The sequence below is a fragment of the Acinetobacter johnsonii CIP 64.6 genome (genome assembly GCF_000368045.1).
GTDB lineage: Bacteria > Pseudomonadota > Gammaproteobacteria > Pseudomonadales > Moraxellaceae > Acinetobacter > Acinetobacter johnsonii.
Genome location: NZ_KB849234.1, coordinates 209003 through 229320 on the forward strand (window position 1 = coordinate 209003; position 20318 = coordinate 229320).

A 20318-nucleotide genomic window follows, 5' to 3' on the forward strand; every position below is an offset into this window, starting at 1 on the left:
AGGTTAGGAGGGATTTCTTAACGCTGCTTACGCTTGCGATATTCCACTGGGGTTTCATTGGTCCAGCGTTTAAATGCACGATAGAAGGTACTTGGCTCAGAAAAGCCGGTCAAATACACGATACGCTCTACACTTTCAGCAGTATTGGCCAAAAGTTTTTTCGCCAAACGGCAGCGATAATCGGACAAAATTTGCTGGAAGCTGGTATTCGCCTCACTAAGTTGTGTACGTAAACGCCTTGGGGTAATACTGAGCTGTGAAGCCACTGTTTCAAGTGTGGTTTCGCCACTTTCTAGGGTTGAACCTATCGCGCGACGCACTTCACCCACCAAATCATAGCGGGCTAATTCTTGAAGTTTTTCAATCGCTAACTGCTCATGCAGTTGTAATAATTCAGGTTCCGCCTGCCACAACGGATAAGCCAAAATACTTGGGTCAAAATATAAGCGGGTTTCTTTTTGCCCTAGACTAACCGGGCACTCATATACGCGGAAATACTCATCATCAAACGCGCCTTTACTGAAGTTAAAATCAATATAGATCGGTTCAAAGCGCCCTTCAGTAATAAATTTAAAGAACCGTAAAATACCGGACATTGCACATTCAGAAAAATGTCGATTGACCAAATTTTCAGCCCAAGGTTGTTCCCCATTGGTCAAATAACACCGGTCATCTTCAACCACCAACTTGGCATGAAAGGCATCACTGATCAATCGCTGATAAGCCAAAGCGCGTTTCAAACCCTCACCAAAGTTTTCGGATGAAATAAATAAATGCTCAATCACTTGGCCACGGTATAAAGGTAGATTTTCACCCAAATGTAAGCCGATGTCTGGATCGCGGCTCACCTCTTCTGCCGCCACCCAAAAAGCGTATTGTGCGCTCAAAGGCGTACGCTCATTGGTTTCCATCTGATTTAATGCAACACCAGCCTTTGTTAAAATTTCTTCTGTTGGCAACCCTGAACGACGAATCGCTTGGTAGCCTAATCGCAATACAACCGATGCATCCGTTAGCTGACCCACGCTAGAACCTTCCTTGTATGTTCTTCATTTATACATAAAACATTAAAATTAGATTAACTGCGATTGACCGAACTGACAACAACTTATACAGTTTTTTTGTTGAAAATATTTATTCCGCTTGTTCGCTTATTTTACTGACAGATGATCAGGCAACCGCCCATTCCGTCTTGTTTTATGCAAAAAAATTGACTATAATTTGCGCCTTTCCAATTTATTCATTCAGGTAGGCTATGGCCAATAAAGAGGAACTCATCGAGTTCGAAGGCGTTGTCACCGAGACGCTTCCTAATACTATGTTTCGTGTACGTTTAGAAAACGGTCATGAAGTGATTGCTCACATCTCTGGTAAAATGCGTAAACACTATATTCGTATTTTGACTGGCGACAGTGTTAAAGTAGAAATGACACCTTATGATTTGTCTAAGGGTCGTATCACTTATCGTGCGCGCTAAGTTTTAGCGAAGCGAAAAAGCCACTTTTTAAGTGGCTTTTTTAATGTCTGCGCTTAGACTAAAACGTTATGAATCAACTATATTCCAAGCAAAAATCAAACTATAATTAAATGAGATAACAACCTAATACGCCAAAACAATAATGAAGACGACTTCAACGAAGCTCGCTATTTTACTGTTCCCAATGCTATGTGTTGCTTGTGCCACAACAAGCCAAACGCAGCTCAAGCAAACCTTACAACACTATATCGGACAATCGTCACATCAAGTTCAAAATCAACTCAACCTCAATAGCATGGGCTATAAAGTGCTCGGTGCTCCTGTATATACCCCAGAGAAACTGACCTAAACTCTGTTACGTAATATGCCTATTCCGATGGTAACCCCCAATCTTGGAACCAGTGTCAGTATGGGTATGCCCATTCCGACACCTTCCAGCGGTAGCCTGAATATTGAAATGAAATGCAACATTGAGTTCAGACTGCATGATGATCTTGTGGAATCTATTCACTACATCGGCAAAGCGTGTTAGCGGCTGCGTTATGTTGAGTCACCTACATACCGTTTATCTCAAATTACTCGAAACATACTCAAACGAACGTTCAGATATACAATACTAAAAGGGTCTTTCTCTGCTTAGGGGATGATCATGAAGCCCTTTATTGTCAGTTTTTTTAGTTCCATCTGCTTTCTACTGCTTCAAGCTTGCAGCAGCTCTCCAATGCAACACCAGACCGTCGTTTCACCCGCTAAAATTGCGCTCCCCGACTATTTAGAACATTATATCGGCCAAGATGTATCGAGCATTCGGCGCGAACTCGACTTACGTCAACTCGGTTATGAAACTTTAGGTGCGCCGATTCAAACACCAAACCAACTGAGTTACACCATTGTCAGGCGGATTCAAATTCCAACCCCTATGCCCACTATGCGTAGCGACAGCAGTGTCGGCGCAATTCCTATTCCCACACATACCCCATTTTATGATGTTCAGTTAGAGTGCCAAGTCCACTTCTTGTTAAAAGATAATATTGCGCAATCAATTCAATATCGAGGTAAAGCCTGTAAAGGTTATTAAATTTTGGGCATAAAAAAACGCAGCGAATAGCTGCGTTTTCAAATTGTTTTGGCTTAGTTCAGTGCAGCCACAACCGCCTGCCCCATTTCCGCAGTACCCACTTTGCTCATGCCTTCAGACATGATATCAGCGGTACGTAAGCCTTGATCTAGGACATTGCCTACTGCATCTTCAATCGCTTGAGCAGCAGCTTCTTCACGGAAGGTATAACGCAACATCATCGCCACCGAAAGAATAGTGGCTAATGGATTGGCAATATTTTGTCCTGCGATATCGGGTGCCGAACCATGACATGGCTCATACATCCCTTTCGCATTTTCATCTAAGGATGCTGATGGCAACATCCCAATTGAACCTGTCAACATCGCGGCTTCATCAGACAAGATGTCACCAAATAAGTTACCTGTCACAATCACGTCAAACTGTTTAGGCGCACGCACCAACTGCATTGCAGCATTATCGACATACATATGCGATAAGTTAATGTTTGGATAGTCAGCTTCTTTCATTGCCGTTACGGTTTGCTTCCACAGTTCAGTCACTTCAAGGACGTTGGCTTTATCAACAGAACAAACTTTACCACCACGTAAACTGGCCATTTCAAAAGCCACTTTCGCAATACGCTTAATTTCAGACTCAGCATAAACGTCGGTGTTAAAACCTTGTTTTTCACCATTCTCAAGTTCACGAATACCCCGTGGCTGACCGAAGTAAATCCCGCCAGTTAATTCACGAACGATGAGAATATCAAGACCCGCTACAATTTCAGGCTTTAAGCTTGATGCATCTGCCAATTGCGGATACAAAATAGCTGGACGTAAGTTCGCGAATAAGTTTAATTCACTACGAATTTTTAACAAACCACGCTCTGGACGAATCGAACGCTCAATGTTGTCCCACTTCGGACCACCCACCGCACCAAGTAAAATCGCGTCTGCATTTTTGGCTTGTACTGCGGTCACATCTGGATAAGGTGAACCGTGTGCATCAATGGCAGCCCCACCGAGTAGGCCCTGTTCCCACGTTAAACCTAAATTGAATTGATCATTGACTCGTGTAAGTACCTGCTCTGCGGCTTTTACAATTTCAGGACCAATGCCGTCACCAGCCAAAATCAAAATATGTTTAGACATGAAATATTCCATTGTTGGTGAGTTCTGACTCACACGATTAAAGTTTTTGTTCTACAAACTCGCCCAAGCCATTTAAGACATTGTAAGGTTTGCAAAAACGACGAATTGTTCTTTGGTTTTGCTTTAAATCGACACATAAAGGGTCAGGTGCAGACATATTCAACAAACTTCCCTGATGTCGACTGCGCGCACGGAACATCCTAAAGGTGTAGCGTTCCGCAGGCTTAAAACGATGAATGACATGCAGCGTTTCAGCGCGATCGACCGAAACGGGATAGAAGCGAATCACCAGTTCATGTTGCCCCGCTGGCACTGACAGAAACAAGGCATTCGCTTCATTCAAATCATCTCGTTTTAGACGCACGACCTTCTCTCGAATGGCCTCACGGCTGACACGATGATTGTCTGCATCCACAATTTTGATCTGATTCCATCGCTCAAATTCGCAGTTCACCGTACCAGTACAGTAAAGCTGCGCATTATTTTTACTCGCTGGGGTATCCTGAATCCGCTTTATGCTTGCCGTATTCATGCTTTGGCAGGCAGTTAATGTTCCCACCAAAGCCAGTAGAGCGATACGACTGTAACTCGTCAACATTGTTCAAGCCCAACCTTTACCAGTAGCAAAACGTTTAAAATTCTTTTGCTCGATATTAACAAGAGATGGACCCAAGCACTAGATGCATCGAATTTTCAATTAAGCATGAATTTCAGCAAACACCCACGGACGTGATGCTTTGGTCTTTTCTTCATAGGCTTTGATGTCATCTGCAACCTGTAAAGTTAAACCGATATCATCCAAACCATTTAACAAACAGTGCTTACGAAACGGATCGACTTCAAATGTGAAGGCTTCACCCGATGGTGTACGCACTTCTTGCGCATCCAAATCAATCGTCAGCTGATAGCCTTCTGTTGCTGCACATTCTTTGAAAAGTTGATCAACAATTTCTTCAGACAAAATCACAGGTAACATGCCATTTTTGAAACTATTATTGAAGAAAATGTCGGCATAGCTGGGCGCAATCACAGTACGGAAACCATATTCTTCCAATGCCCATGGCGCATGTTCGCGGCTTGAACCACAACCAAAGTTCGCACGAGAAATTAAGATGCTCGCACCTTGGTAACGTGGCTGATTCAATGCAAAATCAGGGTTCTTAGGACGTTTTGAATTATCTTGTCCCAAAAAACCTTCATCTAAATAACGTAATTCATCAAATAAGTTTTCACCAAAACCCGTGCGTTTAATGGATTTCAAAAACTGTTTTGGAATGATCAAGTCTGTATCGACATTGGCACGGTCTAAAGGTGCAACGATACCCTGTTCAACAGTATATTTTTTCATGTCTATGCTCCCAAGCCCGAATTAAAATGAACGCACATCGACAAAGTGACCTGCAATCGCTGCTGCGGCTGCCATTGCTGGACTCACCAAATGCGTACGCCCACCATTGCCCTGACGACCTTCGAAGTTACGGTTAGAGGTCGATGCACAGTGCTCACCGGGTTGTAATTTGTCTGCATTCATGGCTAAACACATTGAACAACCTGGCTCACGCCATTCAAAGCCCGCTTCAATCAAAACTTTGTCTAAGCCTTCAGCTTCTGCTTGCGCTTTGACTAAACCAGACCCTGGAACCACCATGGCTTGTTTAATGGTACTTGCCACTTTTTTGCCTTTAGCCACTTCAGCTGCGGCACGAATATCTTCAATGCGCGAGTTGGTACATGAACCAATAAAGACACGGTCTAACTGAATATCTGCCAACGCCTGACCTGCGGTTAAACCCATGTAGTTATAAGCACGCGTCCAATCATTGCGTTGCACTTCATCTTTGGCTTGTTCTAAAGTCGGTACCGCTTGAGAAACTGGAATCACCATTTCAGGCGATGTGCCCCAAGACACTTGCGGCTCAATCTCTTCACCTTGCAACACCACCACGGTGTCAAAATGTGCGTCTGCGTCCGAATGTAAAGTGTTCCAGTAAGCCACTGCTGCATCCCACTGTGCGCCCTGTGGTGCATATGGACGGTCTTTGACATAGGCAATGGTTTTGTCATCGACAGCGACCATACCCACACGTGCGCCGCCTTCAATCGCCATATTACACACCGTCATACGACCTTCGATCGACATATCACGGAACACTTGACCACCAAACTCGATCGCGTGACCTGTACCACCCGCAGTACCAATTTTACCGATGATGGCTAAAACTACATCTTTCGGTGTTACACCATGACCCAATTGACCATCAACACGTACCAACATGTTTTTCATCTTCTTTTGAACCAAGCACTGGGTTGCCAATACATGCTCCACTTCAGATGTACCAATCCCGTGCGCCAAACAGCCGAATGCACCATGTGTTGCCGTATGAGAGTCTCCACAGACCACAGTCATACCCGGTAAAGTCAAACCTTGCTCAGGCCCGACCACGTGAGCAATACCTTGACGGACATCATTAATGTCGAACTGCACCACATTAAAGGTTTTACAGTTGTCGTCTAAGGTTTGAACTTGGATACGTGAAGTATCATCTTCAATACCTGCTATTCCCTCTGAACGCTCTTTGGTCGATGTTGGAACGTTATGATCGGGAGTTGCTACATTCGCACTTAAACGCCATGGTTTACGACCCGCAAGTTGTAAACCTTCAAAGGCTTGCGGAGAAGTCACTTCATGTAATAAATGACGGTCGATATAGAGTAAAGCCGAGCCATCGTCGCGTTGTTTTACTAAGTGGTCATCCCACAATTTGTCATACAATGTTTTTGCTTGTTGGTTTTCGCCTGCCATGTCGATTGACTCCACTGGACTGGGTAATTCTTTCATTAAAATCGATTATAGCGACGATTTCACATAAATCTAATTTATCATTTTTATTAATTTAAAAACTTTTTGGAATTATTTTAAATTCATACCTCTTTGTTTCAATCCCTTTGATTACAAGCCCTCACCGTTGGTTTTAATTCAAGCGTTATAGCCTATTTATCAACCTATTGTAGGCCTCGCAGTATATTTCCCTGCTCAGCCATGCAAGGTTTATCTTCCCTAGTTAGACCAATACTTTTTAAGGCTCGCTTCATTGATGTGAACAATAAGACAGCGACCTATGCATAGACTAAAGAGTAAAATCTACAGAAGTTTGTTTTCTCAAGTCAAACATCCCAAAAAATCACTGCGTAGCCTTTCATTCAAAAACCCAATCACGAGCAATCAAAATTTCATTTTGACTTTACTAATGATAATAATTACTATTTACAAATGAAAGGCATTATTGAGAGGGTATTTATCATGGCGAACATTCAGAAATTTGTAGCGAACAATCAGCGCATATTCAAAAAAACCCTAAGCTATTACATCATGCACATTACCGTGGCCATGATTGTGGCTTATTTTGTCACAGGTAACTTATGGATGGCGGTCACACTCAGCTTATTAGAACCAACCGTGCAAGCCTTTGCATTCTTTTTCCATGAACGTATTTGGGAGAAAAAGAACCGTACCACCGAAGAAAATATTCCCGCTTAAGCCTGTATATCAAGCACCCTCTCAACTCTCAAAAGATCACATCAAGTGATCTTTTTTTATTTCAGTCCAGATCCAATAAGCTCCCGTTCATTTTAAAGATCGCAATTCATATAAAATTATTTTATAATTTAATTATACTTTCATAACTAGATTATCCTTATGAATCTTGCAGCCTTCGAAGCTTTTGTAAAAGTCATGGAAACCGGCTCTATTTCTTTAGCCGCAGATCAGCTCTTCATTACGCAACCTGCTGTAACCAAACGTATTCATAGTTTAGAAGAATATTTTGGTGTGAAACTGTTTGAGTCTGCGGGTCGTGGTGTACAAGCCACACATGCCGCGCATTCACTGCTGCCTAAAGTTAAAAACTGGCTCAATGAACTGGGTGACATTCACCATACCTTGAGTCATGAACAAGGCATGGTCCAAGGCAAACTCAAAATTGGCACCAGTCACCATATTGGTTTGCATCACTTGCCGAGCCATTTGCGTAGCTATGTGCAAAGCTTTCCAAATGTCACCTTAGATGTACACTTTGTCGACTCCGAGCAAGCGCATGAAAAAGTACTGGCTGGCGACTTAGAATTGGCTTTTTTGACGCTTCCACCCAAACTCGATGAACGTTTGCAGTACGTCACCATTTGGGAAGATCCTTTAGTTTTTGTAGCAGCGCCGTTTCATCCGCTAGCACAAATGCAAAACCTACAACTCGAAGACCTGATTCAATACCCAAGTTTATTGCCTGCATCACAAACCTATACCAGCCAAATCACCTTGGCAGAGTTTGAAAAACAAGGGCTGAAACCTAAAATCACCATGAGTAATAATCCACTCGAATCGATTCGTATGTTGGCATCGATTGGACTGGGTTGGTCAGTGCTTCCAAAAACGATGATTAACCAAGACCTACAGCAGTTGAATGTGAAGTTCGAAATGAACCGTCAACTCGGTATGGTTTGGCATCCGGGCAGAACCCAATCTCGTGCGGTGCAAGAGCTGATTGCAATGATGAACTAAGCTTTGCAAAATAAAAAACCATCCACAAGGATGATTTTTTATTTTGCGCGAGCGAATTAAGAAGCACTTATAGCCAATGCAACCAGCCCAAGCCAAATCACCAGCAAGATCGAACCTGCTACGATATTTGTACCCCCACGATTTTCTAATTCCGTATTGACGTTGCTATTTCCAAATTGGCGAACTTTGGCAATCTGCTGATCGACATGATGCTTGTACAAGGTATTCCCAAACATTCCAAAGGCTACGGCCAAGCCAATATTTGCACCAGAACTTTCAATCCCCAAAAGTATTTCAACCATTCCTATGACCACAATCAAACCAATGGCCATAAAGCCATAACTGTACATTTTTCGATAAAATAACCAGACCACACCTAATAAAAAGGCGGCAATATTAAAGCCTGCATATTGTTTCTTTGGTGTGATTTTTTCAAATTGAGCTTGATAGTAAGACGCATATTTCGCACCGACAAACAGGGCTCGATCTTGTTCTAGTTGATTAACTGAAGCGACATGTTCTAAAGACGTAGAGTCAGGAAAAGCTTGATGATCGAGAGACATAAATTTCTACTTTTATCTTATTTTTATAAACAGAGGCAAAGCTTCGACGCTCAGCCTCTTTGAGTTCTACTTATTTTTGGATGAGTGAATCTTCATGCAGGGATTCATTCAGCTGATCTACAATAATCGCCCATTCACCATCCGATTTAATTTTTTCTGCCAAAAACTGACGTTGCCCTTCAGTCCAATACTCTGCGTCAACAATCGTGGTTTGTGCGTTGAGCTGATGCGTTACAATAAACAAGGCGATGGCCTCTTCACTCGCGTCTAAACCGAGTTGCTCAAACAGATGGGTCATTCTTGGTCGTACACTCATATTTTTCTCCACGATGATGTTCTAATTTTTCATAGTCAAAATAGCTTTAGCTAAGATTCAACATAGCATATTTAGTTAATTTTCCAAGATCAGCCCACCTATAGCCCGATATTTTATTATCGCTGTGATCTCTTTCCATTTTTACGGACTCAATGACTTTCAAAGAAAAAAGACTGCACGAAAGCAGCCTTTTCAATATCGAACGACAGATACTTAAATCGACCAGTCTTGAATTTCCCATGCCTGCTCTTTAGCCAATGCTTCTAGGCGGTCATCTGGATTGACGGCAATGGCATGGTCAGCATATTCAAGTAAAAAGCGATCATTGATGGAATCCGAATAAGCCCAAGACTCGCTGACATCACGCCCTGCAAGCCATTGATCTAAACGCGTCAATTTGCCTTTTTGATAGCATGGTGTATTGATCACTTTGCCTGTGTATTTACCCTCAACCACTTCAGCATTGGTCGCAATAATTTCACTAATCCCAAACTCACGGAAAATCGGTGCCGTAATAAAATCAGAGGTTGCAGTAATGCCGACCAAAGCATGCCCAGCATCGCGGTGTTTTTCAATGGCTGCAAAACCTTCAGGACGCATTTGCGGGCGAATCACTTTGTGCATGAACAGCTCATGCAGTTCAGTGAGGTAGGCATTGTCATGTTGAGTCAAAAATTCAAACACAAATTCATTATAGGCAATCGGGTCGAGCTGCCCTGCTTTGTAGTCTTCATAAAATTTATCGTTCATGGCGCGATGGCGAACTGGGTCGACCAAGCCTTCATTCACCAAAAACTCTCCCCAAGAATGATCTGAATCGGTGTTTAACAAGGTGTGATCGAGATCAAATAGCGCCAATTTCATGAAAATACTCGTAAAAACTGAAATTTAAGAAAAAATTTGTAAATCTATCTCCGCTAGTCGATAGAAATTCGTTAAGATCATAGCAATTTTAACATTTTTAAACTTTGCTTTTTTCGAGTTGGATACAGAAATAAAAATCCCCGATCGCAAAGTCATAAATTACACAATATTTAGGTAGCCAAATGATCGATTCGGAAGGTTTCCGACCCAATGTCGGGATCATTTTGGCAAACGAGTTTGGACAAGTTTTATGGGCAAAACGCATTGGACACAATGCTTGGCAATTTCCACAAGGAGGTATCCAATATGGAGAAACCCCTGAACAGGCACTTTATCGTGAGCTGAGAGAAGAAGTTGGCTTACTGCCCGAACACGTCCAAATTGTAGCGCAAACTAAAGGTTGGCTGCGTTATCGTTTGCCGCACCGATACATTCGTACAGATTCCGATCCCGTATGTATTGGACAAAAACAAAAGTGGTTTTTACTCAAACTCACTGCTCCCGCTCAGAACATTCGTTTGAATTTGTCTGATCCGCCTGAGTTTGACCAATGGCAGTGGGTCAGTTATTGGTACCCGCTGGGACAAGTTGTAAATTTTAAACGCGATGTATACCGCAAAGCGATGGTGGAGCTGTGCAATCAGCTCCCTCAAAAAAAGCCTTAAAAAATCTAGACGTCCTACAGATTTTTTAAGGATCTCTTGTTATAAATAAGTTGGACGCACATTATTTTTGGAGTAGACGCGATGTCGAATATGCAACTGGATACCCTTCGACGCATTGTACAAGAAATCAATGCGTCCACCAGTTTGCATGAATCACTCGACATTATGGTCAACCATGTGGCGGAAGCCATGCATGTTGACGTTTGTTCCATCTATTTACTAGACGAACGCAATCAACGTTATTTATTGATGGCATCGAAAGGTTTGAACCCCGATTCGGTCGGCCATGTTTCACTGCATACCAGTGAAGGCTTGGTCGGTCTGGTGGGACAACGTGAAGAAATCGTCAACCTTGACAATGCACCGAAACATGAACGTTTTATGTACTTACCTGAAACAGGTGAGGAAATTTATAACTCGTTCCTCGGTGTACCAGTCATGTACCGCCGTAAAGTGATGGGCGTGCTCGTGGTGCAAAACAAAGAGTCGCAAGACTTTAGTGAAGCTGCGGAATCTTTCCTCGTCACGCTCTGCGCTCAGCTTTCAGGGGTCATTGCGCATGCGCATGCAGTGGGCAATATCGATGTATTTCGTAAACCGAGTAATTTACCTGCCTACAAAACCTTCCAAGGGGTACCTGGTTCAGGCGGGATTGCCTTAGGCCGTGCCGTCATTCTCTATCCCCCTGCGGATTTGGCCGCTGTCCCTGACCGTGAAGCCGATGACATCAGTGAAGAATTAGAGCTGCTAGATCGTGCCCTCACCTCAGTACGTGATGAAATCAAATCGCTTGATGACAAAATGCAAGATGCCCTCATGGCGGAAGAGCGTGCACTGTTTAGCGTGTTCTTACGTATGTTGGATGAAAATGCGCTGCCAGCAGAAATTAAAGAACAAATTCGTGATGGGAACTGGGCACAAGGTGCAGTGCGTATCGTCATCGATAATCATATTGATCTGTTTGAACAGATGGAAGATGACTATCTCCGTGAACGTGCCGCTGACTTAAAAGATCTCGGACGACGGATTTTGGCCTATTTGCAAGAAGCCGACTCCAGCCACCGTGAACTTACTGATGAAAGTATTCTGATTGGAGAAGAAATCTCAACCGCAGCCTTGGTTGAACTGCCAGTCGATAAAATTGCAGCCATCGTCACTACCGAAGGCGCCATGAACTCGCATATGGTGATTGTGGCGCGCGCACTCGGTATTCCAACCGTGGTTGGTGTCACTGAACTGCCAATTAATACCCTCGATGATGTGGAAATGATCGTCGATGCGCACCAAGGGCGTGTGTTTATTAATCCACCTCGCCGTTTACGTAGTCGCTATAAAGAAATTCAAAAAGAAGAAGACCTGATTGCCAAAGATTTAAAACAGTATGAAACCAAAGATGCCATCACCCCTGATGGTGTCGCAGTCAAACTGTTCGTCAATACTGGCTTGATGATTGATGTAGTCCGTGGTGTACAACGCGGTGCCAAAGGCGTTGGTCTATATCGCTCTGAAATTCCGTTCATGCTACGTGATCGCTTTCCAGGTGAAGAAGAACAGCGTGCGATTTATCGTCAACAGTTGAGTCACTTCGCCAACAAACCTGTGGTGATGCGTACCCTCGATATCGGTGCCGATAAAGACTTGCCTTATTTTTCAATTGAGGAAGAAAACTCAGCGCTGGGCTGGCGTGGCATTCGCTTTACGCTTGACCATCCTGAAATTTTTTCTTCACAAATTCGTGCCATGCTCAAAGCCAGTATTGGTCTCAACAACCTACATATTTTACTGCCGATGGTAACCAGTGTCAGCGAAGTAGAAGAAGCGTTGTATTTACTGGAGCGTGACTGGGTCGCGGTACAAGAAGAAGAACAGGTTAAAATCACCAAGCCGAAAATCGGGATCATGGTCGAAGTACCAAGTGTCTTATTGCAGATTGAAGAATTTGCCGAGTTGGTTGACTTTTTCTCGGTGGGTTCAAACGACTTGACACAATACTTACTGGCCGTTGACCGTAATAATCCACGGGTTGCCAATGTCTATTCACATTTCCACCCTGCGGTTTTACGTGCACTCACCCGCTTAGTCAAAGAGTGTCATAAGTACAACAAACCAGTCAGTATTTGTGGGGAAATGGCGGGCGATCCTTTGTCTGCGATCTTACTGATGGCAATGGGCTTCAATACCCTATCAATGAGCTCAAGCAACATTCTGCGCGTACGCAAAGCCATTTGTCATGTCCCAATGCCAGATGCGGTCGAATTGTTAGAGCGTGCCTTGAAAATGAGTAATCCACTCATTGTGAAAAGTCAGATGGAATATTATTTTAAAACCCATGGTTTGGCCGATATGGTCAAATCCGCAACACGTATTGTGACGGCTTAAAGGTCTTTAAACCCAAAGAAGAGGCATTAAAAAAGGGAGATAATCATCTGAATACCTCCCTTTTTTGTGCTTGTCATAGCCTCGTTTTGCATTTTTCTTTCGGTCTACAAAGACTTGGCTTTGGTTGACTTCATGCATGTGTTTAGCCACGAAGTTGTGAATCACAACTTTTGGCTCAGCTTTCTTCTTTGCCATTTTTTTCACCTTATTGATGTGATCATCTCGCTTATGATGCAGTAGAAATTTTACGCCTTTTTGAACGTATTACAAGCGATTTTGGCTAGGCCTATGTCCCCCAACTCATGCGCTATTTTTCAATTCAGTTTCAGGTCAAAGCAATGCTTTATTTTGCACTGCCTTTGATCCATATGCTTAAAATATCGCTTAGACATAAAACTGTTCTAACAATAAAATCATCGCCATCAACATCATCAATGCCCCTGACACTCGACTGACCACTCTAGCTGCCTGCGGACGTGTGCCCAAAACTTTTTGCGCACTAAATCCAACCAAGAAATAAACGACCGCACAACTCATGAGGTGAATCCCCGCCAATAAAACAATTTGAGAGGTGGGTGACAAAGCCGCTTGCGGGTCGATAAAGGGCGGCAATAAAGCTAAAAATAGCAGCAGGACTTTTGGATTTAAGCCACTTAAATAAACGCCTCGAATGTACCATGACTTTGAAGATGCAATGACAACCTGATCACTGCTAATACTTGCAGGACGCATCGATAGGCTCAGCCCCATCCACAGCAAATAAACAGCCCCAACACCCGTGAGCACTTGAAGCAATACGGGCTGACTGGTCACCAATGTGCCCACACCCGCAGCAACAATCAGTGCCGCCATCAAATGCCCTGTTAATAAACCGGTCACTGCAGACAAAACTCTTTTGCCCTGTATCCCCGACGAAATGGCATAAGCCCAATCGATACCTGGTGTCATCACAAACAGGATCGAAACACCCCAAAATGCAATCAAAATATTCAATGACATCCCTTTCCTCTCTTATCCATCACCGTTTTGGGGTTTAATCCAATCAAAACATGATCTGTATCAAATAATTTTGAAAGGATATCCTTTAGGCTCTAAAATGTGCTTTCAAATATTTGTGCAATAACGCCTAAAAAGGGGAGATTCTTCCACATGGATAAAATTGATAAGAAGATTCTTGCTGAACTACAAGCTGATGGTCGTTTATCTGTTACGGAGTTGGCGCATAAGGTAGGGCTTAGCCTCTCTCCCTGTCACCGCAGAGTCAAAGCTTTAGAAGATGCGGGTATTATCAAAGGCTATCGCGCACAGTTGGATATCTCCCAGCTTGGCTTGAATTTCTCCACCATTGTTTTTGTGACGCTCAAAAATGGCGATAAAGATTCGGTACAAAGTCTTGAAGACGCGATTCTTAAGGTTCCTCAAATTGTGAAAGCGCAGCGACTTTTTGGTGACCCCGACTATTTGCTGCATGTCGTGACCTATGACTTAGAAAGTTATCAAAAACTCTATGATGAGCACTTGTCAGCACTGCCAAATGTGCAACGTCTCATCTCTACCATGGTGATGAAAAATATTATTTCCAATCGTAGCGTCTTGTTCTAACAAGAATATGCTCTAGGGTCAGCTAAATACCTGTAATTGATCTGTCTTTTTCTGAATGGCCTCGCGATTTCAAGAAAATCTGTCCTGCTCGGTGCTAAAAAGTCCTTGTTAATGAATGATGTTCAACAAAATCGAGAAGCCTCGCTTCAATAAAAAGAAAGTGGCTAGAACATATTTTAAATTGAAGCGTGAATCATATTATTTCTCACCATTTTTTTGTTTGCTTCCCTTGATAAAAGCGCTAGATTAAATCTTAATCACAGACAAAATAAGAGCATCGCCATGCCACTCGGAAAAGACAAAGATGCAACCATTGTGGTCAAAGATACGCCAGACCAAGAAAAGTATGAGTTTCTAAAAGAAAAAATTCGTTATAAGCAGGCCTTGCGCGAAAACTCCAAAAAAATTGACCACCAAAAAGTCCGATTAAACATCCAAGCGGATGCACTGCCAAGCAAAACCTTTTTTATTATGAATGCCTTGGCTGCCGTTATTGCAGGCTATGGACTGCTGTCCAACTCTGCTGCGGTGGTGATTGGCGCGATGTTGGTTGCCATGATGCTGGGGCCGATTTCAGGCATTGCCTTGGCTTTAATTGATAACCGATGGCTGCTGTTTAAAACCGCGTTGTCGACCTTGTTACTTGGCGTTGCAATGATTTATAGCATTGGGATCATTTTAGGGCTGGTGAACTATGACCTACCTATGACCAATGAAATTTTATCGCGCACGCAGCCAACCATTTTGGATTTGATGATCGCTTTAGCAGGGGGGGCCGCAGGTGCTTTTGCCTCAGTATCCCCTCGCCTATCTGTGGCCGTGGTGGGTGTCGCCGTTGCGACGGCCTTAGTTCCGCCCTTGGTGGCCAGCGGGATTTTATTCGCGCATATGGAATGGAAAAACTCAGCCAATGCATTTTTACTGGCAGTGACCAACATATTCGCCATTCAGATTAGCTCATCTTTAGTCCTGTGGATTGCAGGCTTTAGACGGGGTTCCACCGAAGAAGTGCAGAGTAATGTCAAAGAGTTTCTCAAACGTAATGCTGTTAGCCTAATGTTCTTGGCATTTTTAGGGATTTATCTCTCCTTTAACTTTTATTCTATGCTCCATGCTCGCCTGTATGAGAGCGGCAATGAAAATATCATCAGTACGGCGTTAAATCACGATAATAATATTATTGATACCATCCAATACGATAAAAAAGAGGGTTTCACTTTAGTCCGTGTCTCTATCCATGGAGATATTCCGCCTAGCCCAGTGCAAATTGCAGCACTCAATCAAAAGCTATTGCCAGACTTGAACGATAACTCAAGCATTGTTCAAGTCCGCTTTATTCCGATTGATATTATTCAGGCTGAAGACAGCCCCAACGTCAAACTCGAACAAGATGAAGCGCAGAAGCTTTCAGTACAATAATGAGCTTTAAGCTGCAAATGCTCTATGCAGCAGTCGTTCTACGTCGGGTTGTTTCATCTCAAGCATCCCGACAACACGACCATGAAATGGACTATAACGGCTTTGAATAAAGCCATCAGCCACATAGTTTGGTGCATGCCGTTTTAGCAGGACTGCTTGTGCCAAAATCACTAAACGACTAACCAAGCTGCGCCCCATAAATTGTAGTTCATCAGGTGTCTGCTGGAACAACTGAAATAGATTTTGCAGCTCTTGTTTCAACTGTTCATCTTGCATAGCCGCGGTGGCCAAATCTTGAAACAGGATTTCAATCGACTCTACATCACGGCTGATAGCACGCAGCACATCCAAACACATGACATTGCCTGAGCCTTCCCAAATGGTATTGACTGGCGCTTCTTTAAAAATACGCGCCATGATGCCGTTGTCGACATAGCCATTGCCGCCAAAAACCTCCATCATTTCCCCTGTCAGCTCAACCGCACGTTTACATATCCAAAATTTTGATGCTGGGGTCATAATGCGCCTCCAGGCCACGGACTGTGCATCATCCGTTTCATAGCAGTGTGCCAAATGAAAACTGAGTTGCGTTGCTGCTTCCGTTTCTAAGGCTAAATCTGCCAATACAGCGCGCATCAGTGGTTGTTCAGCCAAATGCTTACCAAAGGCTTTACGCTGATGGGTATAGGCAATGCATTGCACCAAGGCTTGTCTAAGCATGGCAGTACTGCCCACCGAACAGGTCAAACGGGTATAGTTCGCCATTTCAATGATGGTGGGAATACCGCGTCCAGCTTCCCCAATCATGATGCCCCACGCCTCTTTAAATTCGACTTCCGAGCTGGAGTTACTACGATTGCCTACTTTGTCTTTTAGCCGTTGGATATGGATCGGATTCTTGGTGCCATCCTCCAGCCAGCGCGGTACAAAGAAACAGGCCAAACCATCTTGTTCCGTCTTTGCCACCACCAAATGCGCATCACACATCGGTGCAGAGAAAAACCATTTATGCCCTGTGAGCAAATAGGCTTGACCGCGTCCCGACTCAGCGACTGGTACAGCAATGGTTTCATTGGCACGGACATCTGAACCACCTTGCTTTTCAGTCATGCCCATGCCTAGCCAAATCGATTTTTTCTGGCTAATCGGTACATCACGTTCATCGTATTCTGTCGAAAGTAACTTATCGCCGATTTTAGCCCACAGTTCAGGTTCGCGTTGAATCAGTGGAATACTGCCTAAGGTCATCGAATTTGGGCACAAATTCCCACACTCCACCTGCCCTGCCAAATAAAAACGCGCTGCCCATTCGACCCATTTTGAGGGTGAATTGGGCTGATTAAACGGATGTGCGTGGGTATCGAACTGACGATTTAATCCCATCCATTGATGCCATGCGGGATGAAACTCGATAGAGTCTTTACGGCGTCCACGGGCATCAAAGGCATGTAATATGGGCGTATGCCTATTGGCGAGCTCGGCATAATCATAATATTCCGCTGAACCAACGGCTTTTCCCATCTCTGTGAGTCTTGCCTGATCCTGACTGCCATAACGAGTCAGGATTTCTTTTAAAACGGTATCGGTTTCAAACAAGTTGTAATTTTCCAGTTCATCGAACTGATTACTGATTTGATGGGTCATCCATGCGGTATTCATGTCACTTTGCTCTTGTTATGCTGTACTTTTCATTTCAGTATAGAGAAAAATTGAGTCTGCCATGTTCAGCTTTGTGCTATGAAGAATCCTGAGATCCAAGTCCGCCGTAGGCCACGCCAATCCAGAGCTAAACTCACCCAAGAGGCTTTGCAAGAAAGTTTTGTTCGGCTTTTGCATGAGCGCCATGCGCACGAAATTACCATTCGGGAAATTACCGATGTGGCCGGAGTCGGTTTAGGTACTTTTTATGAGTACTTTTCCAAGAAGGAAGATTTGGTTGCATTGACCATTCATCAGCATGTGAAAACTAATGCGGAGCAGCTAAAAAGTTATGCACAAAGCCTGATGGAGTTATCCACAAAATTGAGTTTTGAGGGCTATTTACAACAGATTATTCACTTTCAGCTTGAGCAGATTCAGGCTCGACAGTTTCTTTGGGCACAGACTTTTTTGCTGGAACGGCAGATTTCAAATATTGAAAGTTACCGTAAAAGCTATGCCATGATGGTACAAATGTGGCGCAGCATTTTAGAGCCGTCTATACAAGATGATGAACAGCTCAAGCATATGGCTTTAAATATGCAACGAGTGTGTTATGGCTTTGTGTCGCAGACTTTGCTGGTTGAGCCTGAGTTTGAGGAGTGGAAGGAACTTGAAAAGGATATTGTTCAAAGTTTAGGAAAACTTAAGTTTGAATAAAAATAGGCGTTCTATTCATTTTCGCGCTTACATTTAAGTTTTAAATAATTGATATATATAACAATATTAAAATTAGGATCGTGTAAGCCCTATAATCTAAAATGGAATCAATATTTCAGGGTATTCCTTGGAATTTTGTATCATTTAATTCTTATGGTTTAATAACAATATCGTTAAAAAATTATAAAAAATAAATGAAAGCATTAATCACAGTAGGTTGTAAAACAGATCATGGTGGAATCATTGTTTTAGGTGACTCATCTTTTTTAGTCGAAGGTAAGGCAGTACATCTTGATGGTATGACTCATTTTTGCCCTAAATGTAAAGTTCAATCACGTGCAATAGCTTCTAATCAAGGTTTTATGATCGTGGGTGGAAAAAGCATTGTTGCTGTTGGTGATACCTCTAGTTGTGGATCAAAATATTTAAAAATTTCTGATTTAGCTGTGATGAGTAGTGGGGCTAGTAGTCCAAAAATTGTATCTAATAATACTAATAGTTTTGTAGCTGAACCTAATTTTAAATACGGACAAAAATTTGTACTACAGGATGAGTTAACAGGAGAACCTTTAGCTAATGTATGTTATGAAATATACATGAATGGTGAAACTTTCCACGGTAAAACGGATAAAGAAGGGTTTACTCATTTTATTACTAGTGAAACAGAAGAAGAACTAGAAATAAGAATAATTTTAGAGGATCATGAACATGGCGAATAGAGTAACAGGCAGAGGAAATCCTAAAAATACTGTTTTAAAGAGTATAACTTCTAAATTACAAAAAATAGATGCAGAGATGAAAAATCAAGCTGCTACTATTATTAAAGTCGGAAGTAAAAGACAGTTAACTTCTGGTGAAATAGCTATGTCTCGCCTGATTTTTAAAGATGCAATTGATTACTCTAAGGTCTGGATACATTTAGGTGGCTTAATACATACAAAAACAGGTAATGCCATGACGCCTGCTGGGGAAATCTATTTACCGAAAGATGATTACTTAAAAACACCTGACTATAGCAAAGCTACAGGTGAAAACCGTCATTGGTTTATTCATGAAATGGTACATGTTTGGCAATATCAAATGGGGACATCAACTGGTTGGCTTGGGATAAAACAATTATGTAAAGGAGGATATACTTCGGAGGTCAATTCTGTTGACTCGGACAATGAGTTAGAAGCCTATGACACGGACTTAGGAGGTCGAGATTTAAATAAAAAATTTCAAGATTTTAACTTTGAACAACAAGGTAGAATTATTGAGTTTTGGTTTGATGCTTGTTATTTACAAAAAGTTAATCCCAAACGGGATCATCATCAAAAAAGTTTACAATTATTAGGCTATGTTGAGAAAATATTAAGAGATTTTTTACTTAACCCCTCAAATAAAAATTTATTACCGAAATCGTGATTATGAAAAAAATAATATATAGTTTTGTAGCAATGGTGCTTATAGGTTGTAATCAGCAGAGTCGAGATCTTAATACAAAAATTATTAATGATAATTTATGTCTTTTCACGAATGAATCTAAAGATTATGGAAAAGATAATTTTCTAGTTCATTTTGCAAAAATTGACTTTTCTAAAGAATATCAAAGTGAATATGAAAAATCTTACTCAAAAACAGACTTACCTATTAGTGAAAAAAATTGTATAGCTATCCCATTAGATAAGTTAGAAAAAAATTTAGCTTATACAATTACTTTAAGCACTATTAATAAGTCATTTAACTCTCAAATTTGTATTTTAGAAAATAACAGCGGTATTAGTATTAAACAGGTAGAGGCTGGAAAAAGCACATGTGAATAACTCCTATCGCATTAATCCACTTTAAAATTAACATAATTCACGCCATACAAAATTTAATAATATCAATATATTGCAATCTAAAAAACCGTCCTAAAGGACGGTTT

At 42.2% G+C, this 20318-nt stretch carries 24 protein-coding genes; 13 read left to right on the forward strand and 11 right to left on the reverse strand.

Annotation, left to right across the window (positions count from 1 at the left end; translation table 11 throughout):
• Positions 1–17 precede the first annotated feature (17 nt).
• A complete protein-coding gene (locus F986_RS04385) occupies positions 18–1025 on the reverse strand; it encodes an AraC family transcriptional regulator (RefSeq protein ID WP_004692528.1) in 1008 nt (335 codons plus the stop codon).
• A 230-nt stretch (positions 1026–1255) separates the two neighbouring features.
• On the opposite strand from F986_RS04385, the gene infA reads away from it, so the two are divergent.
• The 3 genes from infA to F986_RS04400 all read left to right on the forward strand — a co-directional run bounded on the left by infA (position 1256) and on the right by F986_RS04400 (position 2555).
• A complete protein-coding gene (infA, locus tag F986_RS04390) occupies positions 1256–1477 on the forward strand; it encodes a translation initiation factor IF-1 (RefSeq protein WP_004692529.1) in 222 nt (73 codons plus the stop codon).
• 142 nt (positions 1478–1619) lie between these two features.
• Positions 1620–1826, forward strand: a complete 207-nt coding sequence (locus tag F986_RS04395) for a hypothetical protein (RefSeq protein ID WP_004692531.1) — start codon at positions 1620–1622, stop codon at positions 1824–1826.
• A 372-nt stretch (positions 1827–2198) separates the two neighbouring features.
• Positions 2199–2555, forward strand: a complete 357-nt coding sequence (locus F986_RS04400; RefSeq protein ID WP_227555143.1) for a hypothetical protein — start codon at positions 2199–2201, stop codon at positions 2553–2555.
• A gap of 53 nt (positions 2556–2608) precedes the next feature.
• On the opposite strand, the gene leuB is transcribed toward F986_RS04400, so the two are convergent.
• The 4 genes from leuB to leuC all read right to left on the reverse strand — a co-directional run bounded on the left by leuB (position 2609) and on the right by leuC (position 6491).
• Positions 2609–3688: a 3-isopropylmalate dehydrogenase gene (leuB, locus tag F986_RS04405; RefSeq protein ID WP_004692535.1), complete on the reverse strand. Its 1080-nt coding sequence runs from the start codon at positions 3686–3688 to the stop codon at positions 2609–2611.
• A gap of 37 nt (positions 3689–3725) precedes the next feature.
• Positions 3726–4286 (reverse strand): hypothetical protein, encoded by a 561-nt coding sequence (locus F986_RS04410; RefSeq protein ID WP_004692537.1) that lies wholly within the window; start codon positions 4284–4286, stop codon positions 3726–3728.
• A gap of 99 nt (positions 4287–4385) precedes the next feature.
• Positions 4386–5036, reverse strand: coding sequence for a 3-isopropylmalate dehydratase small subunit (leuD, locus tag F986_RS04415; RefSeq protein WP_004692538.1), 651 nt, complete (start codon positions 5034–5036; stop codon positions 4386–4388).
• Between the two features lie 21 nt (positions 5037–5057).
• Positions 5058–6491, reverse strand: coding sequence for a 3-isopropylmalate dehydratase large subunit (leuC, locus tag F986_RS04420; protein ID WP_004692540.1), 1434 nt, complete (start codon positions 6489–6491; stop codon positions 5058–5060).
• A gap of 498 nt (positions 6492–6989) precedes the next feature.
• Between leuC and F986_RS04425 the strand changes: the two genes are divergently transcribed.
• Entirely contained in the window at positions 6990–7226 is a 237-nt protein-coding gene (locus F986_RS04425; protein WP_004692541.1) for a DUF2061 domain-containing protein, read from the forward strand.
• A 159-nt stretch (positions 7227–7385) separates the two neighbouring features.
• Positions 7386–8243, forward strand: a complete 858-nt coding sequence (locus tag F986_RS04430; RefSeq protein WP_004692542.1) for a LysR family transcriptional regulator — start codon at positions 7386–7388, stop codon at positions 8241–8243.
• Positions 8244–8299: 56 nt separating this feature from the next.
• Here F986_RS04430 and F986_RS04435 read toward each other — a convergent pair whose 3' ends face one another.
• The 3 genes from F986_RS04435 to F986_RS04445 all read right to left on the reverse strand — a co-directional run bounded on the left by F986_RS04435 (position 8300) and on the right by F986_RS04445 (position 9986).
• The gene (locus F986_RS04435; protein WP_004692543.1) at positions 8300–8806 is read right to left on the reverse strand and encodes a DUF2628 domain-containing protein; all 507 of its coding nucleotides are present in this window, start codon (positions 8804–8806) and stop codon (positions 8300–8302) included.
• A 70-nt stretch (positions 8807–8876) separates the two neighbouring features.
• The gene (locus tag F986_RS04440) at positions 8877–9122 is read right to left on the reverse strand and encodes a DUF2789 family protein (RefSeq protein WP_004692544.1); all 246 of its coding nucleotides are present in this window, start codon (positions 9120–9122) and stop codon (positions 8877–8879) included.
• Between the two features lie 213 nt (positions 9123–9335).
• Entirely contained in the window at positions 9336–9986 is a 651-nt protein-coding gene (locus F986_RS04445) for an HAD family hydrolase (RefSeq protein WP_004692545.1), read from the reverse strand.
• A 182-nt stretch (positions 9987–10168) separates the two neighbouring features.
• Between F986_RS04445 and F986_RS04450 the strand changes: the two genes are divergently transcribed.
• Positions 10169–10651 carry an RNA pyrophosphohydrolase gene (locus F986_RS04450; RefSeq protein WP_004692547.1) on the forward strand — a complete coding sequence of 161 codons (483 nt, stop codon included), beginning with the start codon at positions 10169–10171 and terminating at the stop codon, positions 10649–10651.
• 81 nt (positions 10652–10732) lie between these two features.
• Positions 10733–13030, forward strand: coding sequence for a phosphoenolpyruvate--protein phosphotransferase (ptsP, locus tag F986_RS04455; RefSeq protein WP_004692549.1), 2298 nt, complete (start codon positions 10733–10735; stop codon positions 13028–13030).
• Between the two features lie 6 nt (positions 13031–13036).
• Here ptsP and F986_RS04460 read toward each other — a convergent pair whose 3' ends face one another.
• Both F986_RS04460 and F986_RS04465 read right to left on the reverse strand, forming a co-directional pair.
• Positions 13037–13225: a DUF7230 family protein gene (locus F986_RS04460; RefSeq protein WP_004649914.1), complete on the reverse strand. Its 189-nt coding sequence runs from the start codon at positions 13223–13225 to the stop codon at positions 13037–13039.
• Positions 13226–13414: 189 nt separating this feature from the next.
• Entirely contained in the window at positions 13415–14029 is a 615-nt protein-coding gene (locus F986_RS04465) for a LysE family translocator (protein WP_004692551.1), read from the reverse strand.
• 150 nt (positions 14030–14179) lie between these two features.
• On the opposite strand from F986_RS04465, the gene F986_RS04470 reads away from it, so the two are divergent.
• The gene (locus F986_RS04470; RefSeq protein ID WP_004692552.1) at positions 14180–14632 is read left to right on the forward strand and encodes an Lrp/AsnC family transcriptional regulator; all 453 of its coding nucleotides are present in this window, start codon (positions 14180–14182) and stop codon (positions 14630–14632) included.
• Positions 14633–14914: 282 nt separating this feature from the next.
• Positions 14915–16051, forward strand: coding sequence for a DUF389 domain-containing protein (locus F986_RS04475; protein WP_004692555.1), 1137 nt, complete (start codon positions 14915–14917; stop codon positions 16049–16051).
• Between the two features lie 6 nt (positions 16052–16057).
• Here the strand turns inward: F986_RS04475 and F986_RS04480 are convergent, their stop codons facing one another.
• Positions 16058–17710 (reverse strand): acyl-CoA dehydrogenase family protein, encoded by a 1653-nt coding sequence (locus F986_RS04480; RefSeq protein WP_004692556.1) that lies wholly within the window; start codon positions 17708–17710, stop codon positions 16058–16060.
• Positions 17711–17788: 78 nt separating this feature from the next.
• Here F986_RS04480 and F986_RS04485 point away from each other — a divergent pair, with 78 nt between their 5' ends.
• From F986_RS04485 to F986_RS04500, 4 genes are all read left to right on the forward strand, one after another.
• Positions 17789–18409, forward strand: a complete 621-nt coding sequence (locus tag F986_RS04485) for a TetR/AcrR family transcriptional regulator (protein ID WP_004692557.1) — start codon at positions 17789–17791, stop codon at positions 18407–18409.
• Positions 18410–18603: 194 nt separating this feature from the next.
• Positions 18604–19128, forward strand: coding sequence for a PAAR domain-containing protein (locus F986_RS04490; RefSeq protein WP_004692559.1), 525 nt, complete (start codon positions 18604–18606; stop codon positions 19126–19128).
• Entirely contained in the window at positions 19118–19816 is a 699-nt protein-coding gene (locus F986_RS04495; protein WP_004692561.1) for a hypothetical protein, read from the forward strand. The genes F986_RS04490 and F986_RS04495 overlap by 11 nt, the downstream gene beginning before the upstream one ends.
• Positions 19813–20214, forward strand: a complete 402-nt coding sequence (locus F986_RS04500) for an NF045616 family extracytoplasmic (lipo)protein (RefSeq protein WP_335343051.1) — start codon at positions 19813–19815, stop codon at positions 20212–20214. Before F986_RS04495 ends, F986_RS04500 begins: the two co-directional genes overlap by 4 nt.
• The last annotated feature ends 104 nt before the right edge of the window (positions 20215–20318 follow it).

Excerpts from the sequence above, each read along its gene's own strand:
- F986_RS04430 (WP_004692542.1), top strand. The coding sequence starts at position 7,386 with ATGAATCTTGCAGCCTTCGAAGCTTTTGTAAAAGTCATGGAAACCGGC.
- F986_RS04460 (WP_004649914.1), bottom strand. The coding sequence starts at position 13,225 with ATGGCAAAGAAGAAAGCTGAGCCAAAAGTTGTGATTCACAACTTCGTG.
- F986_RS04475 (WP_004692555.1), top strand. The coding sequence starts at position 14,915 with ATGCCACTCGGAAAAGACAAAGATGCAACCATTGTGGTCAAAGATACG.
- leuB (WP_004692535.1), bottom strand. The coding sequence starts at position 3,688 with ATGTCTAAACATATTTTGATTTTGGCTGGTGACGGCATTGGTCCTGAA.
- F986_RS04470 (WP_004692552.1), top strand. The coding sequence starts at position 14,180 with ATGGATAAAATTGATAAGAAGATTCTTGCTGAACTACAAGCTGATGGT.
- F986_RS04395 (WP_004692531.1), top strand. The coding sequence starts at position 1,620 with ATGAAGACGACTTCAACGAAGCTCGCTATTTTACTGTTCCCAATGCTA.
- infA (WP_004692529.1), top strand. The coding sequence starts at position 1,256 with ATGGCCAATAAAGAGGAACTCATCGAGTTCGAAGGCGTTGTCACCGAG.
- F986_RS04440 (WP_004692544.1), bottom strand. The coding sequence starts at position 9,122 with ATGAGTGTACGACCAAGAATGACCCATCTGTTTGAGCAACTCGGTTTA.
- leuD (WP_004692538.1), bottom strand. The coding sequence starts at position 5,036 with ATGAAAAAATATACTGTTGAACAGGGTATCGTTGCACCTTTAGACCGT.
- F986_RS04495 (WP_004692561.1), top strand. The coding sequence starts at position 19,118 with ATGGCGAATAGAGTAACAGGCAGAGGAAATCCTAAAAATACTGTTTTA.
- F986_RS04485 (WP_004692557.1), top strand. The coding sequence starts at position 17,789 with ATGAAGAATCCTGAGATCCAAGTCCGCCGTAGGCCACGCCAATCCAGA.
- F986_RS04410 (WP_004692537.1), bottom strand. The coding sequence starts at position 4,286 with ATGTTGACGAGTTACAGTCGTATCGCTCTACTGGCTTTGGTGGGAACA.
- leuC (WP_004692540.1), bottom strand. The coding sequence starts at position 6,491 with ATGGCAGGCGAAAACCAACAAGCAAAAACATTGTATGACAAATTGTGG.
- F986_RS04445 (WP_004692545.1), bottom strand. The coding sequence starts at position 9,986 with ATGAAATTGGCGCTATTTGATCTCGATCACACCTTGTTAAACACCGAT.
- F986_RS04400 (WP_227555143.1), top strand. The coding sequence starts at position 2,199 with ATGCAACACCAGACCGTCGTTTCACCCGCTAAAATTGCGCTCCCCGAC.
- ptsP (WP_004692549.1), top strand. The coding sequence starts at position 10,733 with ATGTCGAATATGCAACTGGATACCCTTCGACGCATTGTACAAGAAATC.
- F986_RS04480 (WP_004692556.1), bottom strand. The coding sequence starts at position 17,710 with ATGAATACCGCATGGATGACCCATCAAATCAGTAATCAGTTCGATGAA.
- F986_RS04450 (WP_004692547.1), top strand. The coding sequence starts at position 10,169 with ATGATCGATTCGGAAGGTTTCCGACCCAATGTCGGGATCATTTTGGCA.
- F986_RS04435 (WP_004692543.1), bottom strand. The coding sequence starts at position 8,806 with ATGTCTCTCGATCATCAAGCTTTTCCTGACTCTACGTCTTTAGAACAT.
- F986_RS04490 (WP_004692559.1), top strand. The coding sequence starts at position 18,604 with ATGAAAGCATTAATCACAGTAGGTTGTAAAACAGATCATGGTGGAATC.
- F986_RS04465 (WP_004692551.1), bottom strand. The coding sequence starts at position 14,029 with ATGTCATTGAATATTTTGATTGCATTTTGGGGTGTTTCGATCCTGTTT.
- F986_RS04425 (WP_004692541.1), top strand. The coding sequence starts at position 6,990 with ATGGCGAACATTCAGAAATTTGTAGCGAACAATCAGCGCATATTCAAA.